This window comes from Pseudomonas sp. 57B-090624, from assembly GCF_003234055.1.
Taxonomy (GTDB): Bacteria; Pseudomonadota; Gammaproteobacteria; order Pseudomonadales; family Pseudomonadaceae; genus Metapseudomonas; species Metapseudomonas tohonis.
The window spans coordinates 73,712-87,652 of sequence record NZ_QKRU01000026.1 but is presented as its reverse complement, the minus strand read 5'-3'; the positions used below and the strand labels follow the sequence as shown (position 1 = coordinate 87,652).

The 13,941-nt window shown below is 68.2% G+C and carries 11 protein-coding genes; 4 read left to right on the top strand and 7 right to left on the bottom strand.

The window, feature by feature from the left end; all coding sequences use genetic code 11:
* Nucleotides 1-162: 162 nt before the first annotated feature.
* Together DMX10_RS14345 and DMX10_RS14340 are read left to right on the top strand one after the other, a co-directional pair.
* A complete protein-coding gene (locus tag DMX10_RS14345; RefSeq protein ID WP_111261701.1) occupies nucleotides 163-1,266 on the top strand; it encodes an efflux RND transporter periplasmic adaptor subunit in 1,104 nt (367 codons plus the stop codon).
* Nucleotides 1,267-1,272: 6 nt separating this feature from the next.
* Nucleotides 1,273-4,344 (top strand): efflux RND transporter permease subunit, encoded by a 3,072-nt coding sequence (locus DMX10_RS14340; RefSeq protein WP_111261700.1) that lies wholly within the window; start codon nucleotides 1,273-1,275, stop codon nucleotides 4,342-4,344.
* 148 nt (nucleotides 4,345-4,492) lie between these two features.
* Here DMX10_RS14340 and DMX10_RS14335 read toward each other — a convergent pair whose 3' ends face one another.
* Both DMX10_RS14335 and DMX10_RS14330 read right to left on the bottom strand, forming a co-directional pair.
* Nucleotides 4,493-6,265 (bottom strand): long-chain fatty acid--CoA ligase, encoded by a 1,773-nt coding sequence (locus DMX10_RS14335; RefSeq protein WP_111261699.1) that lies wholly within the window; start codon nucleotides 6,263-6,265, stop codon nucleotides 4,493-4,495.
* 40 nt (nucleotides 6,266-6,305) lie between these two features.
* Complete coding sequence (locus DMX10_RS14330; RefSeq protein WP_111261698.1) at nucleotides 6,306-7,139, bottom strand: crotonase/enoyl-CoA hydratase family protein; 834 nt, start codon at nucleotides 7,137-7,139, stop codon at nucleotides 6,306-6,308.
* Nucleotides 7,140-7,241: 102 nt separating this feature from the next.
* Between DMX10_RS14330 and DMX10_RS14325 the strand changes: the two genes are divergently transcribed.
* Both DMX10_RS14325 and DMX10_RS14320 read left to right on the top strand, forming a co-directional pair.
* Complete coding sequence (locus DMX10_RS14325; RefSeq protein WP_111261697.1) at nucleotides 7,242-7,844, top strand: TetR/AcrR family transcriptional regulator; 603 nt, start codon at nucleotides 7,242-7,244, stop codon at nucleotides 7,842-7,844.
* An 18-nt stretch (nucleotides 7,845-7,862) separates the two neighbouring features.
* Nucleotides 7,863-9,023: an aromatic ring-hydroxylating dioxygenase subunit alpha gene (locus DMX10_RS14320; RefSeq protein ID WP_111261696.1), complete on the top strand. Its 1,161-nt coding sequence runs from the start codon at nucleotides 7,863-7,865 to the stop codon at nucleotides 9,021-9,023.
* Between the two features lie 235 nt (nucleotides 9,024-9,258).
* Here the strand turns inward: DMX10_RS14320 and DMX10_RS14315 are convergent, their stop codons facing one another.
* From DMX10_RS14315 to plsB, 5 genes are all read right to left on the bottom strand, one after another.
* Nucleotides 9,259-9,936 (bottom strand): DUF4197 domain-containing protein, encoded by a 678-nt coding sequence (locus DMX10_RS14315; RefSeq protein WP_111261695.1) that lies wholly within the window; start codon nucleotides 9,934-9,936, stop codon nucleotides 9,259-9,261.
* A gap of 30 nt (nucleotides 9,937-9,966) precedes the next feature.
* On the bottom strand, nucleotides 9,967-10,365 hold the full coding sequence (locus DMX10_RS14310; RefSeq protein ID WP_111261694.1) for a YbaY family lipoprotein: 399 nt from the start codon (nucleotides 10,363-10,365) through the stop codon (nucleotides 9,967-9,969).
* 84 nt (nucleotides 10,366-10,449) lie between these two features.
* The gene (locus DMX10_RS14305; protein ID WP_111261693.1) at nucleotides 10,450-10,956 is read right to left on the bottom strand and encodes a hypothetical protein; all 507 of its coding nucleotides are present in this window, start codon (nucleotides 10,954-10,956) and stop codon (nucleotides 10,450-10,452) included.
* Nucleotides 10,953-11,216 carry a hypothetical protein gene (locus DMX10_RS14300; RefSeq protein WP_146603014.1) on the bottom strand — a complete coding sequence of 88 codons (264 nt, stop codon included), beginning with the start codon at nucleotides 11,214-11,216 and terminating at the stop codon, nucleotides 10,953-10,955. The genes DMX10_RS14305 and DMX10_RS14300 overlap by 4 nt, the downstream gene beginning before the upstream one ends.
* A gap of 161 nt (nucleotides 11,217-11,377) precedes the next feature.
* Nucleotides 11,378-13,876, bottom strand: a complete 2,499-nt coding sequence (gene plsB, locus DMX10_RS14295) for a glycerol-3-phosphate 1-O-acyltransferase PlsB (protein ID WP_111261691.1) — start codon at nucleotides 13,874-13,876, stop codon at nucleotides 11,378-11,380.
* Nucleotides 13,877-13,941: the final 65 nt, after the last annotated feature.

The following is a 13,941-nucleotide window of genomic DNA, read 5'->3' as shown; positions in this document are numbered from 1 at the left end:
GGTGGACATGGGGGTGCCTATAGGGAAGCTCTTGGAGCGCTTCTTGGAGCCTCCCATCAACATCACTACACCGCCTTCGGAAGCCGGTTAGAAGTTCCCTTCATCAACCGGCTATTCCGAATACCCAATATTCCAACAGCACTTCGCGAAAGGTCATACACCATGTTCCGCCATGTCCTGCCCCTCGCTCTGCCTCTGACACTCTCTTTGCTCGTCGGTGCCTGCGGCAATGACGAGACCGTCCAGCAATCGATACGCCCGGCCATGGTGGTGCAACCGCAGCCCGCCGGCGACGCGATGGTGACCTACCCGGGCGAAGTGCGCGCCAGGCTGGAGCCGGAACTGGCCTTCCGCATCGGCGGCAAGATCACCCGCCGCCTGGTGGAGGTGGGCGACCGGGTCAAGGCCGAGCAGCCCCTGGCCGAGCTCGACCCGCAGGACGTGCGTCTGCAACTGGAGGCCTCCCGCGCCCAGGTCGCCGCCGCCGAGGCCAACCTCAAGCTGGTGCGTGCCGAGCGCGACCGCTACAAGACGCTGCTGGACCGCAAGCTGATCAGCCCCTCGCAGTTCGACAACGTCGAGAACCAGTACCGCTCAGGCGAAGCGCGGCTGAAACAGATCCAGGCCGAATACAACGTGGCCAGCAACCAGGCGGGCTACGCCGTGCTGCGCGCTTCGCAGAACGGCGTGATCGCCACCCGCCGCGCCGAGGTGGGCCAGGTGGTGGCGGCCGGGCAGACGGTCTTCACCCTGGCGGCCGACGGCGAGCGCGAAGTGCTGATCAGCCTGCCGGAACACGCCATCGACCGCTTCAAGATCGGCCAGCAGGTGGCCGTCGAACTCTGGTCGCAGCCCGACAAGCGCTTCCCCGGGCGCATCCGTGAACTCTCGCCGGCCGCCGACCAGCAGTCGCGCACCTTCGCCGCGCGCATCGCCTTCACCGCCGGTGAGGTGCCCGCCGAGCTGGGCCAGAGCGCCCGCGTCTACATCCAGGCCAACGGCGAGGTGCCGCTCTCGGTGCCGCTCTCGGCGCTGACCGCCGAAGCCGGTGAACCCTACGTCTGGGTGGTGAACCCGGACAGCTCGAAGATCGAACGACGCCCCGTGCGCGTCGGCCCCTACGGCGAGGATCGTGTTCCGGTGCTCGAAGGCCTGAAGCCCGAGGACTGGGTGGTCGCCGCCGGTGTCCAGGTGCTGCGTGAAGGCCAGGAAGTCCGCCCCGTGGACCGCGCCAACCGCGCGGTGAAGCTGATCGCCAAGGAGTAGGGCCGAGTGAACTTCAACCTTTCCGCCTGGGCGCTGAAGAACCGTCAGATCGTCCTCTACATCATGCTGCTGCTGGGCATAGTCGGCGCCATCTCCTACACCAAGCTGGGGCAGAGCGAAGACCCGCCCTTCACCTTCAAGGCCATGGTGATCCGCACCAACTGGCCCGGCGCCAGCGCCGAGGAGGTTTCCCGCCAGGTCACCGAGCGCATCGAGAAGAAGCTCATGGAGACCGGCGAGTACGACAAGATCATTTCCTTCTCCCGCCCCGGCGAATCCCAGGTGACCTTCCTCGCGCGGGACTCGATGCACTCCAACGAGATCCCCGAGCTCTGGTACCAGGTGCGCAAGAAGGTCAGCGACATCCGCCATACCTTGCCCCAGGGCATCCAGGGGCCGTTCTTCAACGACGAGTTCGGCACCACCTTCGGCAACATCTATGCGCTGACCGGCGAGGGCTTCGACTACGCCGTGCTCAAGGACTACGCCGACCGCATCCAGCTGCAACTGCAGCGGGTCAAGGACGTGGGCAAGGTCGAGCTGCTCGGCCTGCAGGACGAGAAGATCTGGATCGAACTCTCCAACACCAAGGCCGCTACCCTCGGCCTGCCGCTGGCCGCCGTGCAGCAGGCGCTGGAGGAGCAGAACGCGGTGGCTGCCGCCGGCTTCTTCGAGACGGCCAGCGACCGCGTGCAGCTTCGCGTCAGCGGGCGCTTCGACTCGGTGAAGGAGATCCGCGACTTCCCCATCCGCGTGGGTGACCGCACCTTCCGCATCGGCGATGTCGCCGACGTGCACCGCGGCTTCAACGACCCGCCCGCGCCGCGCATGCGCTTCATGGGCGAGAACGCCATCGGCCTCGCGGTCTCGATGAAGGCGGGTGGCGACATCCTGATCCTCGGCCAGGCCCTGGAGGGCGAGTTCGCCCGCCTGCAGGAAACCCTCCCGGCCGGCATGCAGCTGCGCAAGGTCTCCGACCAGCCGGCGGCGGTGAAGACCGGCGTGGGCGAGTTCGTCCGCGTGCTCACCGAGGCGCTGATCATCGTGCTGCTGGTGAGCTTCTTCTCCCTGGGCCTGCGCACCGGCCTGGTGGTGGCGCTGTCGATCCCGCTGGTGCTGGCGATGACCTTCGCCGCCATGTACTACCTGGGCATCGGCCTGCACAAGATTTCCCTCGGCGCGCTGGTGCTCGCCCTGGGCCTCCTGGTGGACGATGCGATCATCGCGGTGGAGATGATGGCCATCAAGATGGAGCAGGGCTACGACCGGCTCAAGGCGGCCAGCTACGCCTGGACCAGCACGGCCTTCCCCATGCTCACCGGCACCCTGATCACCGCCGCCGGCTTCCTCCCCATCGCCACCGCGCAATCGGGCACCGGCGAGTACACCCGTTCGATCTTCCAGGTGGTGACCATCGCCCTGCTGGTGTCCTGGGTCGCCGCCGTGGTCTTCGTGCCCTACCTGGGTGACCGCCTGCTGCCGGACCTGGCCAAGCGCCACGCCGAGAAACACGGCGGCAGCGGCGCCCACGACCCCTACGCGACGCCCTTCTACCAGCGCGTGCGGCGCGTGGTGGAGTGGTGCGTGCGCCGGCGCAAGACGGTGATCGTCCTCACCCTGGTGGCCTTCGTCGCCGCCATCGCCCTGTTCCGCTTCGTGCCCCAGCAGTTCTTCCCGGCTTCCGGGCGCCTGGAGCTGATGGTCGACCTCAAGCTGGGCGAGGGCTCCTCGCTGAGCAACACCGAGGCCGAGGTGACGCGCCTGGAGAAGCTGATCAAGGAACACCCGGGCGTGGATAACTACGTGGCCTACGTGGGCACCGGTTCGCCGCGCTTCTACCTGCCGCTGGACCAGCAACTGCCGGCGGCGAGCTTCGCCCAGTTCGTGGTTCTGGCCAAGACCATCGAGGACCGCGAGGCCCTGCGCAGCTGGCTGATCCAGACCCTCAACGACGAGTTCCCCAGCCTGCGTACCCGTGTCTCGCGCCTGGAGAACGGCCCGCCCGTGGGCTATCCGGTGCAGTTCCGCGTGTCCGGCGAGCACATCGACGAGGTCCGCGCCTACGCGCGCAAGGTGGCCGACAAGGTGCGCGAGAACCCCCACGTGGTGAACGTGCACCTGGACTGGGAAGAGCCGAGCAAGGTGGTGCGCCTGAACATCGACCAGGACCGCGCCCGTGCCCTGGGCGTGAGCACCGCCGACCTGTCGCGCTTCCTGCAGAGCTCGCTCACCGGCTCCACGGTCAGCCAGTTCCGCGAGGACAACGAGCTGATCGACATCCTCCTGCGCGGCACCCCGCGCGAGCGCCAGGAGCTGGCGCTGCTGCCGAGCCTGGCGGTGCCCACCGACAGCGGCAAGAGCGTGCCCCTGTCGCAGATCGCCACCCTGGAGTACGGCTTCGAGGAAGGCATCATCTGGCACCGCAACCGCTTGCCGACGGTGACCGTGCGCGCCGACATCTACGACAAGTCGCTGCCGGCCAGCCTGGTGACGCAGATCATGCCGACCCTGGAGCCGATCCGCGCCGAACTGCCCGATGGCTACCTGCTGGACGTGGGCGGCACGGTGGAGGACTCCGCGCGCGGGCAGAAGTCGGTGAATGCCGGTGTGCCGCTGTTCATCGTCGTGGTGCTGACGCTGCTGATGCTGCAACTGAAAAGCTTCTCGCGCTCGGCGATGGTGTTCCTCACCGCGCCCCTGGGGCTGATCGGGGTGACCTTGTTCCTCCTGGTGTTCCGCCAGCCGTTCGGCTTCGTGGCCATGCTCGGCACCATCGCCCTGGCGGGGATGATCATGCGCAACTCGGTGATCCTGGTGGACCAGATCGAGCAGGACATCGACGCCGGCCTGGACAAGTGGCACGCGATCATCGAAGCCACGGTGCGTCGTTTCCGACCCATCGTGCTCACCGCCCTGGCGGCGGTACTGGCGATGATCCCGCTGTCGCGCAGCGTGTTCTTCGGCCCCATGGCGGTGGCCATCATGGGCGGCCTGATCGTCGCCACCGCGCTGACCCTGCTGTTCCTGCCGGCGCTCTACGCGGCCTGGTTCCGGGTCAAGGAAGTGCCCAGGGCCTGACGGCAAGGCCATCCGCATGGGGTTCGCTGCGCTCTACCCATCCTACGGTTCCGACGGGCCGTAGGTTGCGCCGAGGTACGAAGCCCAACGTTGCGATGCCAGCCCCGGCACCGCTCGTTGGGCTTCAATCCATGCGTTCATGTCACCGTCATCCCCGTGAAGGCGGGGACCCACTGGACAGCGCCCCGCCGGGGCTCTCCTCATACATCCCATCCAGCAGCAACGCGAAGTTGCGCTCCACCACCGGGCGCTTGAGCTTCTGCGTTGGCGTCAGTTCGTCCTGCTCCTGGCTGAGCAGGCGCGGCAGCAGCGCCCAGGCCTTGATCCGTTCCACCTGGGACAGCTCGGCGTTGATCGTATCGACGTGCCCCTGCAGCTCCGCCAGCAGCGCCGGTGCCTGCAGCCAGGTATCGGCGTCCCCCGCCAGCCCCTGGCGTTTCGCCCAGATGGCCAGGCTCTGTGGGTCGAGGGCGAGGAGGGCGCTGAGGTGCTTGCGCCGGTCGCCGTGGACCAGGGCCTGCTCCACCAGTGGGTGCTGCCTGAGGCGTGCCTCGATGGGGGTCGGTGCGATGTTCTTGCCGCCGGCGGTGATGATCAGCTCCTTCTTGCGCCCGGTCAGCCAGAGGTGGCCGGCGGCGTCCAGCCGGCCCAGGTCGCCGGTGCGCAGCCAGCCGTCGAGGGTGAAGGCCTCGGCGGTCTTCTCCGGTTGCTGGAAGTAGCCCTTGAACACCTGCGGCCCGCGTACCAGTACCTCGCCGTCATCGGCGATGCGTACCTCGACGCCTGGCAGGGGGCGGCCCACCGAGCCGGCCTTGGCCAACCCGGCTTCGTTGCTGGTGAGGAAGGCGGTGGACTCGGACATGCCCCAGCCTTCGCAGAGCGGCACGCCGAGGGCGGTGAAGAAGGCCACCAGTTCGGCATCGAGTGGCGCGCCGCCGCTGACCAGGGCGCGGATGCGCGCACCGAACAGGCGCTGGCGCAGGCCGTCCAGCACCAGGCGCCGGGCCAGCAGCAGGCGCAGGCCGCCGCGCTGGCGGGCGCCGGTGCGCAGCGCCCAGTCGAGCACGCGGCGTTTGCCGGGCGACAGGGTTTCACGCTGGGCCATGACCGCCCCGTGCAGCTTCTCGAAGAGCCGGGGCACGCTGCCGAAGAAGTCCGGCTGCACCTCGGCGAGGGCCCGGGGCACGTCGTTGATGTCCGGCACGTAGGCGGCCTGGGCGCCGCACCAGAGGCGCTGGTACTGGCCGATCACCCGCTCGCCGACATGGGCCATGGGCAGGAAGGCGAGCCCGGTGTAGCGCTGCGGCGGCAACTGGTAGGCAGCGACGGCGGCGAGGAGGTTGCCGTGGCTGAGCATGGCCGCCTTGGGCTCGCCCGTGGTGCCGGAGGTGAACACCAGGTTGGCCAGGGACGTGCGGTCGAGTGCCTGCCAGCGTCGACGAACCTCGTCGGCCGGCACGTCGCTGCCTTCGGCGATGAAGGCGTCCAGGCCTGCGGGCCCGTCGCCGTCGATGGCGACGATGCGCAGGCCCGGCAAGGCCAGGCCCTGTGCCTGTCCCGGCCGCTCGACGAACAGCAGCCGGCAGCCGGCACGCTGCAACTGCTGGATCGCCTGGGCCGGGGTGAGGCTCGGGTAGAGGCCGACGCTGGTGGCGCCGGCCATGAGGGTGGCGAAATCCAGCAGGCTCCATTCCAGGCGGGTGCGGCTCCAGATCGCCACGCGATCGCCGGGCTCGACGCCGGCGGCGACCAGGGCCCTGGCCAGGGCTTCGCTGCGGCGGGCCACTTCGCCCCAATCGAGGCTGCGCCAGGCGTCGTGTGCCCGCACCTGGGCGGCGGGCCAGTCGGGCGTGCGCTCGGCGCGCCAGGCGAGCAGGGCGGGGATGCTGGGAAGATCGGCCGGCGGTTGCTGCGTCGTCATCGAACACCTCCTGTACTCGGATTGGACGGGCGGGAACGGCTCAGGGAATCGGCTGGCCCGAGTCGCGCTCCTTCACCGCCTGGGCGAACCCGACCTCCTCGCAACGTGCCTTGAAACGCACGCCCTCCGGGCTGTGGCGGGTGATGCCGTCGAAGAGTGTGGCGAACATCTGCGTGGTTTCCAGGCCCATGTTGTGGAAGGCCTGGTTGATCATCAGCTTCTGCATCATCAGTTGGTTGCGGGGGATGCCCTGCATGCGCGCGGTGAGCGCTTGCACCGCCGCGTCCAGCTCGGCCAACGGCACGCTCTGGTAGACCAGGCCCAGGCGTTGGGCCTCGCGACCGTCGATGAGATCGCCGGTCAGCAGCATGCGCTTGGCCTTCTCCGGGCCAAGGCGGTAGACCCACATCGCCGTGGTCGGGCAGCCCCAGACCCGTGCCGGCGGGTAGCCGATCACCGCCTCGTCGGCCATCAGGATCAGGTCGCAGCACAGGGCGATGTCGCTGCCGCCGGCCACCGCCGGACCGTGCACCTTGGCGATCACCGGCTTGTAGCTGCGGAACAGGCTCATGAAGTGCTCGGTGTTCTTCTTCATCAGTGCGTAGTCGACCATCGGGTCCCAGGGCATTTCCTGGCTGCCGTAGATGCCGCGCGGGTTCTCGGCGAAGAACTTGAGGTCGTAGCCGCTGCAGAAGCCCCGCCCGGCACCGGTGAGGACGATGACGTGCACGGCGTCGTCGGCGTTGGCGCGCAGCACGGCGGCTTCCAGGTCGGCGGGCAGGCGGTCGTCGATGGCGTTGAGGCGCTCCGGCCTGTTCAGGGTGAGGGTGGCGATGCGGCCGTCGACCGCGTAGTGGACGGTGGAGTCGGTCATGGGAATGCTCCGTTGGTTTTTATTGGATCGGGGCTTGGCGCGTCGGGAGAAATAAGTAAACTGAATTCACTTTTACTGTCCAGCGCTTTATCGAGAACCCCCATGACCGATCTTTCCCCCAAGGCCCAGAGAACCCGCGCCAGCCTGCTGGACGCCGCCCGTGACGAGTTGCTCGAACTCGGTGGCGGCCTTGAGGTGGGGCGCGTGGCGGAGCGGGCGGGTGTCTCGGTCGGCTTGATCTACCGCTACTTCGCCTCGCGCGCGGGGCTGCTGGCCGCGGTGGCGGAGGACTTCCACGACCGCTACCAGGCCGAGGTGATGGCGGCCGATCCGCTGCCGGGCGCCGAGGACTGGTGCAGCCGCGAGGAGCAACGGGTGCGCCGCGCGGTGCAGTTCGTCTACGCCGAGCCCCTGGCACCGCTGCTGCTGGTGAGCCTGGCGCGGGAGCCGGAAGTAGCCGCGCTGGAGGCCCGGCGCATCGCCGAGAACGTGCGCCAGGGTGCCGACAACATCCGCCGGGGCCAGGCCGCCGGGCAGCTGAACGCGGGCCTCGACCCGGAGCTGGTCTCGGCGATGATCCTCGGCGGCATGCACCAGGCACTGCTGGAGGCGCTCGGCCGCTCGCCGCGTCCGCCGGCGGAGCAGCTGTCGCGCCAGCTCTGGCATTTCATCCGTGGTGCCCTGGCGCCACTCCAGCCGACATGACGACAAGAAGAGGCAGGCATGCAGCACGCGACCCAGGTTGAATTGCTGAGGAAGGCATTGGCGCTGGCCGAAGAGGGGGTTTCCGATTGCCTGGAGATGCCCTCGTCCCTGGCGGTGGACAGCTACCTCGACGAGGCGCGCCATCGGCGTGAACGGGATGAGGTGCTGCGCCGCGAGCCCCTGCTGGTGGCGCGCTCCAGCGAGGTGGCGGCGGGGCGCTTCATCACCCGCGACCTGTTGGCGCCGCTGCTGCTGGTGCGTGACGAGGCGGGGCGGCTGCGCGGCTTTCTCAACGTCTGCAAGCACCGTGGTACGCAACTGGTGGCCGAGCCCGAAGGGGCCAACCGGGTGTTCGTCTGCCCCTACCACGCCTGGGCCTACAACCCGGACGGGCAACTGCGTGGCATTCCCCACGGCTATGGGTTCGAGGGGGTCGACCGGGGCTGCCTGAACCTCACCGAGGTGCCGGTGGCCGAGTGTTTCGGTGCCATCTGGGCGCGGCACTCGCCGGGCCCGGCATTGGACATGCCGGCGTTCTTCGGCCCCGAGCTGATGGCCGACTTCGCCAGCTTCGGCCTGGACGACCACGTGGTCTTCGACCCGCGCGACATCCGCCGACCGGTGAACTGGAAGCTGACCATCGACACCTTCCTGGAGAACTACCACGTGGCCAAGGCGCACCAGGCCACCATCGACCACCTGTTCTGGCCGAACCTGGGGCTGTTCGAGCGCTTCGGCCGGCACATCCGCAACTACTACGTGAAGCGCAACCTGCGCGAAGTGCAGGCGCTGCCCGAGGCCGACTGGGACCTGCGCCGCCACGGCAACCTGCTGTATTTCCTCTGGCCCAACACCCTGGTGCTGGTGGAGCCGGACCACATCGACTTCTCCACCGTGTTCCTCGATGGCCCGCTGGCCACACGGGTGCTTGGCCACACGCTGCTGGCCGAGGCACCGGTGACGGAGAAGGCCCGGCGCTATTTCGAGAAGAACAACGCGATCCTCTATGCCGCCCTGGAGGAAGACTTCGTCATGGCCGCGAGGGTGCAGAACGGTATCCGCTCGGGGGCCAGCGACCGCCTCTGGCATGGGCGCTACGAGCAGGCATTGCGCTGGTTCCACCAGGGCCTGGACGAGGCGCTGGGGGATTCCCGCGTCGAGGTGGTGCGGCGGGGTTGATCGCGAGCGCGGTGAACCCCTTCACTGTGGAGCCCAGGATTGAACCTGTGCCGCGTTCGACTCCGCCTGGTGGAGGTAAAGAGCGACCTCCACCCTACACAGTGGTGATGAGCCTGCCTTCGTGGGAGCGAATTCATTCGCGAATCAGGCCACTACACAGTCTCGGATGCCTACGAGAAATTGGACATGAAAAAGCCCGGCGCTTGGCCGGGCTTTTTCGTGGCGCAGGCGTGGCTCAGAGCACGCCGAAGACCTTCTTCGCCAGGCCGGTGGCAGCGGCAGCGGGGTTCTTGCGGATGCTGGCCTCCTGCTCGGCGATCATCTTGAACAGGCCGTCGAGGGCTTCTTCGGTCACGTAGCTCTCGATGTTGGCGCTCTTGGCATCGACCACGCCGAAGCTCGCGGCCTGACCGGCGAAGCTGTTGTACTGCTTGGCCAGGCCGACCTGGTCGGTCGCCTTCTTGACGATGGGCAGGAACCTGGCGCGCAGCTGCTCGCGGCTGGTCTTGTTCAGGTACTGGGTGGCGGAATCCTCGGGGCCGGAGAGGATGCCCTTGGCGTCCTGCACGGTCATCTTCTTCACAGCGTCCACCAGCAGCGCCTGGGCTTCCGGCACCGCTGCTTCGGCGGCCTTGTTCATGCTGGCTTCCAGTTGGTCGACCTGGGCGCCCATGCCCATCATCTTCATGGTCTTGGCGGCCTTGCCGAGCTTGCCCGGCAGCTCGATGCGCACCTCGGGGTTCTCGCTGAAGCCGCCCGGCTTGCCGAGCTGCTGCACGGCGACCTTGGCGCCCTGGGTGAGGGCGTCCTTGAGGCCGCCGCTGGCGTCCTGCTGGCTGAGGTCGCTGAGGGAGAGGGCGAAGGCGCTGGCGGAGAGGGCGAGGCCGGCGACCAGGGTGGTGAGTCGGAACATGGCGGCATCCTTGTGGCGGGAAAGCGGTTGTCAGGGAACGGCGTCGACCTTGATACGCAGGGGCTGCGGGTCGCTGCCGTCGAGTTTAACCGAGTGGCGCTCGGTGCTGATGAACAGCAGCTTGCCGTCGCGCTCGATGCGGGCGCTCACCGCGTAGCTGTGGCCGGGCTGCAGGTTGGCCGGGTCGTAGCTGAGCTGGAAGGGCAGGGGCACCTGCCCCTCGACGCGGCCCTGCTGGTAGGCCAGCTCGCGGGCGGGGGCATCGGCCAGCGAGACGTCCTGCAGCGAGACGCGCAGGGTGGCGTCCGGTGGCAGGGCGCTGCGTTGCAGGTAGTAGACCTCGCCGTTCAGGTGCTCCTGGGACGGTGGCTGGACGGTGGTGCAGGCGACGAGCAAGGCGCTGGCGAGCAGCAGGCTGGGCGATTTCATGGGGGTCTCGTGGTCCGTTGGCGGCGATAGACACACTATAGAAGCGAGGGCGCGGGGGTACAGCACCCGTGCGCCCGGATCGGATCATCGACCGTCGGCGTCGGCGTCGGCCTTCGAGACCGGTGCTCGCTCCTGCAACATGCGGCTGAGTTCCTGCAGGCGCCGCTGGGCGCTGACCAGCTGTTCCAGTCGCAGCGCCATGCTCCGGCCGCGCTGGCGCTGCGCCGCCTCGCGCTCGGCCAGGCTGGATTCCCGGCGCTCCAGTTCCGCTTCGCGCCTGGCCAGTTCGCGGGCCTGCTGCTGGAGTCGCTCCATGCGCTCGGCGAGGTCCCTTTCCAGGCGCTGCAGATGCGCCGCGCGACCGGATGTCGCGGGTGGCGCTGCCTTGCCTGGCGCCGCGGCAATATTCCAGGTGCCGTGCTCCTGCTCGCGGTGGGCCTTGCCGGCGACGGCCATGAGCCGCTCCAGCGCGTCGCGGTCGAGCAGCACCGTGCGGTGCTCTTCCACGCGGCTCGGTTTCACGGGCTGGATCAGCGGCAGCGCCTTGAGGTTCAGCAGGTGGAATTCCAGCGCATGCTGGCGGGGGCTCATGAGCAGCGCTCCCGGGTCAGCTCCTTGAGCACCCGTTTCACCTGGCTCCAGTGGTGGTCCTCGATGGCGTTCAGGCTGTAGCCCTCGGTATGGAGGGTGAGCTCGGCGATGTAGGCCTTGCAGCGTCGGCCGGGTTGGGGCTCGTCGAGGGTATAGAGAAGGAAGTCGCGCTCCAGGGCGGCGATCCCGAAGCAGCAGAGGATGGCGGCATTGAGCGTCTGGCCCTCGGCGTTCTGGATGGGGATTGATCTGAGCAGCATGGTCGGCATCGTCCTCGTTGAAGGAGTCCTGCTGGGCGCAGGCCGGCCATGGTACTGAGCGGGCACGAGCAGGCCGCTCGGCACGCTCCCCAGCGGCTTGTAGGCGAGTTCCCTAAATGTTCGGAGGAGAAGGGCCGGCCCCGGGCGGGGCCGGCCGGGGGTCAGGGCGCGTCGACCGGCGCTTCGGTCTCGGCTTCGCCCTGGCGCTCCAGGGCGACCTGGCGGATCGACAGGCGGATCTCCGCCGGCAGCACGCGCTTGGCGGCGCCTTCGGCAAGATCGCCAAGGGCCGGGTGGTAGCTGAGCTTGCCGGCGTCGTCCTGGCGCAGCACGCGCTGGTCGAGCAGGGTCTGGATGAAGTGGCGGAACAGGCTCTTGTCGAAGAACTCCGGGGCGTTGAGGCCGTGGAGGATGGACAGGCGCTGGGCCATCACGGTGCACAGGTCCTCGAGCTCTTCGGCGGTCAGCTGGTTCTGCCCGGCGTTGAGCAGCAGGGCGATGGCCATGTAGAAGCGCTGCAGGGTCTGGGCGATGGCACGCGAGAGCAGGGTCAGCAGCACGAACTGGCGCGAGCTGGGTGCGGGTCGCACGTAGGTGTCGTTCTCGAACTTCAGCAACCCCTGCTCGACGAAGGCGGCCAGCCACTGGTCGACCACCGCGTCCAGCCCGTCCAGGTTCCAGCGGATGAACAGCTCGGCCTGCAGGTAGGGGTAGAGCGCGCGGGTGTAGCGCAGGATCTGCTCGCGGCTGCTGCGCCCGCTGCTCTGGAAGAAGCTGGCGAGCAGCGCCGGCAGGGCGAAGATGTGCAGCACGTTGTTGCGGTAGTAGGTCATCAGGACGGCGTTCTGCTCGTCCAGGTAGAGGATCTTGCCCAGGGCGTCCTTCTGCTCGGCCAGCAGGTTCATGCTCTGCACGTACTGGATCAGTGCCTGGCCATCGCCTTCCGGCAGGGTGGCGTGGGGCGAGTAGGGCACGGCGCGCAGCAGGGCCAGGTAGAGGTCGAGGACCCGGGTGAGGGCACGTTCGTCCAGCGCCAGGCGGCTGGTGGAGAGCAGCGCCAGGGCGACCAGGTTGACCGGGTTGATCGCCGCCGCGTCGTTGAGGTGGCGGGCGACGCGGGTGGCCAGGCGGTTGGTGGTCTCGTTGAGCCATTGCGGACGGAATTGCGGGCCCAGCTCCTGCTCACGCCAGTCGGGCTGCTCCTGGTCGAGGAACTCGGCCAGCTTGATCGGCTCGCCGAAGTTCACCGCGACGCTGCCGAAGCGCAGCTTCAGCGCGCCGATGACCTTGAAGATGTCGAAGATCGATTCCTTCTTCTTGCTCGCGCCGCGCAGCTCGCCCAGGTAGGTGCGGCCCTCCAGCACGCGCTCGTAGCCGATGTAGACCGGGACGAAGACGACGGGCAGGCGCGAGGAGCGCAGGAAGCTGCGCAGGGTGATGGCGAGCATGCCGGTCTTGGGGTGGAGCATGCGGCCGGTGCGCGAACGCCCGCCCTCGACGAAGTACTCCACCGGGAAGCCACGGCTGAACAGGGTGTGCAGGTATTCGTTGAACACTGCGGTGTAGAGCGGGTTGCCCTTGAAGGTACGGCGCATGAAGAAGGCGCCGCCACGGCGCAGCAGGCCGCCGATCACCGGCATGTTGAGGTTGATGCCGGCGGCGATGTGCGGCGGGGTCAGGCCGTTGCGGAATAGCAGGTAGGAGAGCAGCAGGTAGTCGATGTGGCTGCGGTGGCAGGGCACGTAGATGACCTCGTGGCCCTGGGCGATGTCCTGCACCCCTTCGATGTGGTTGACCTTGATGCCCTCGTAGAGCTTGTTCCAGAACCAGCTCAGCACCACTTCGAGGAAGCGGATGGCGGTATAGGCGAAGTCCGAGGCGATCTCGTTGCCGTATTTCAGTGCCTGGGCCTCGGCCTTGGCCGGGCTGATCTTCTCGCGCTCGGCTTCCTCGGCTATGGCCTGGCGCACCAGGTCCGAATGCACCAGCCCCTTCACCAGGTTGCGGCGGTGGGAGAGGTCCGGGCCGATCACGGCGGTCTTCTGGTTGCGGAAGTGCACCCGCAGGATGCGCTGCACCATGCGCTGGGTGCGTTCCGGGCCCTTGCCCTGGGCGATCAGCTCGCGCAGGTGGATGGGGGCGGAGAACTGCACCCGGGTCTTGCGCCCGAGGATGAGGATGCTGACCAGCTTGCGCAGGCGCCCGGTGACGGCCCAGCTGTCGGCGAACAGCAGCTTCCAGGGGCTGGTCTCGCGGTCCGGGGACTGGCCCCAGAACACGGTGACCGGAATGATCTGCGCGTCATCCACGGCGTGCTGCTGGATGGCGTCGAGCACGCGCACCAGGGTGGGCGAGGTGCCGCGCTTGTCCTGGCCGCCGAACCAGCCGGGCTCGGGGGTCAGGTAGAAGAAGGCCGCGGGCTCCAGGGTGTCGCCTACCGCCACCGGCAGCACCGGGCGGGGCAGGCCGGCCTTGGTGCATTCCCGGTCCACCACCGCCAGATCGCTGGCCGAGGGCTGCTGGAGCACATAGAGCACCGGCTTGCTGCGGTCGAGCTTGAGGGTGAAGGCGGACTGGTTGATGGTTTCCGAGCGCACCCACAGGTAGAGAAGGCGGCGCAGGGTACCGAAGGCCAGGCGGCGGAAGGGCGAGCGGGTCATACGGAGTCTGTAGTCGAACGAGCGAATGCTCGGGGCGGCTAGTTTGCCGTATTCGCCACCGGGCC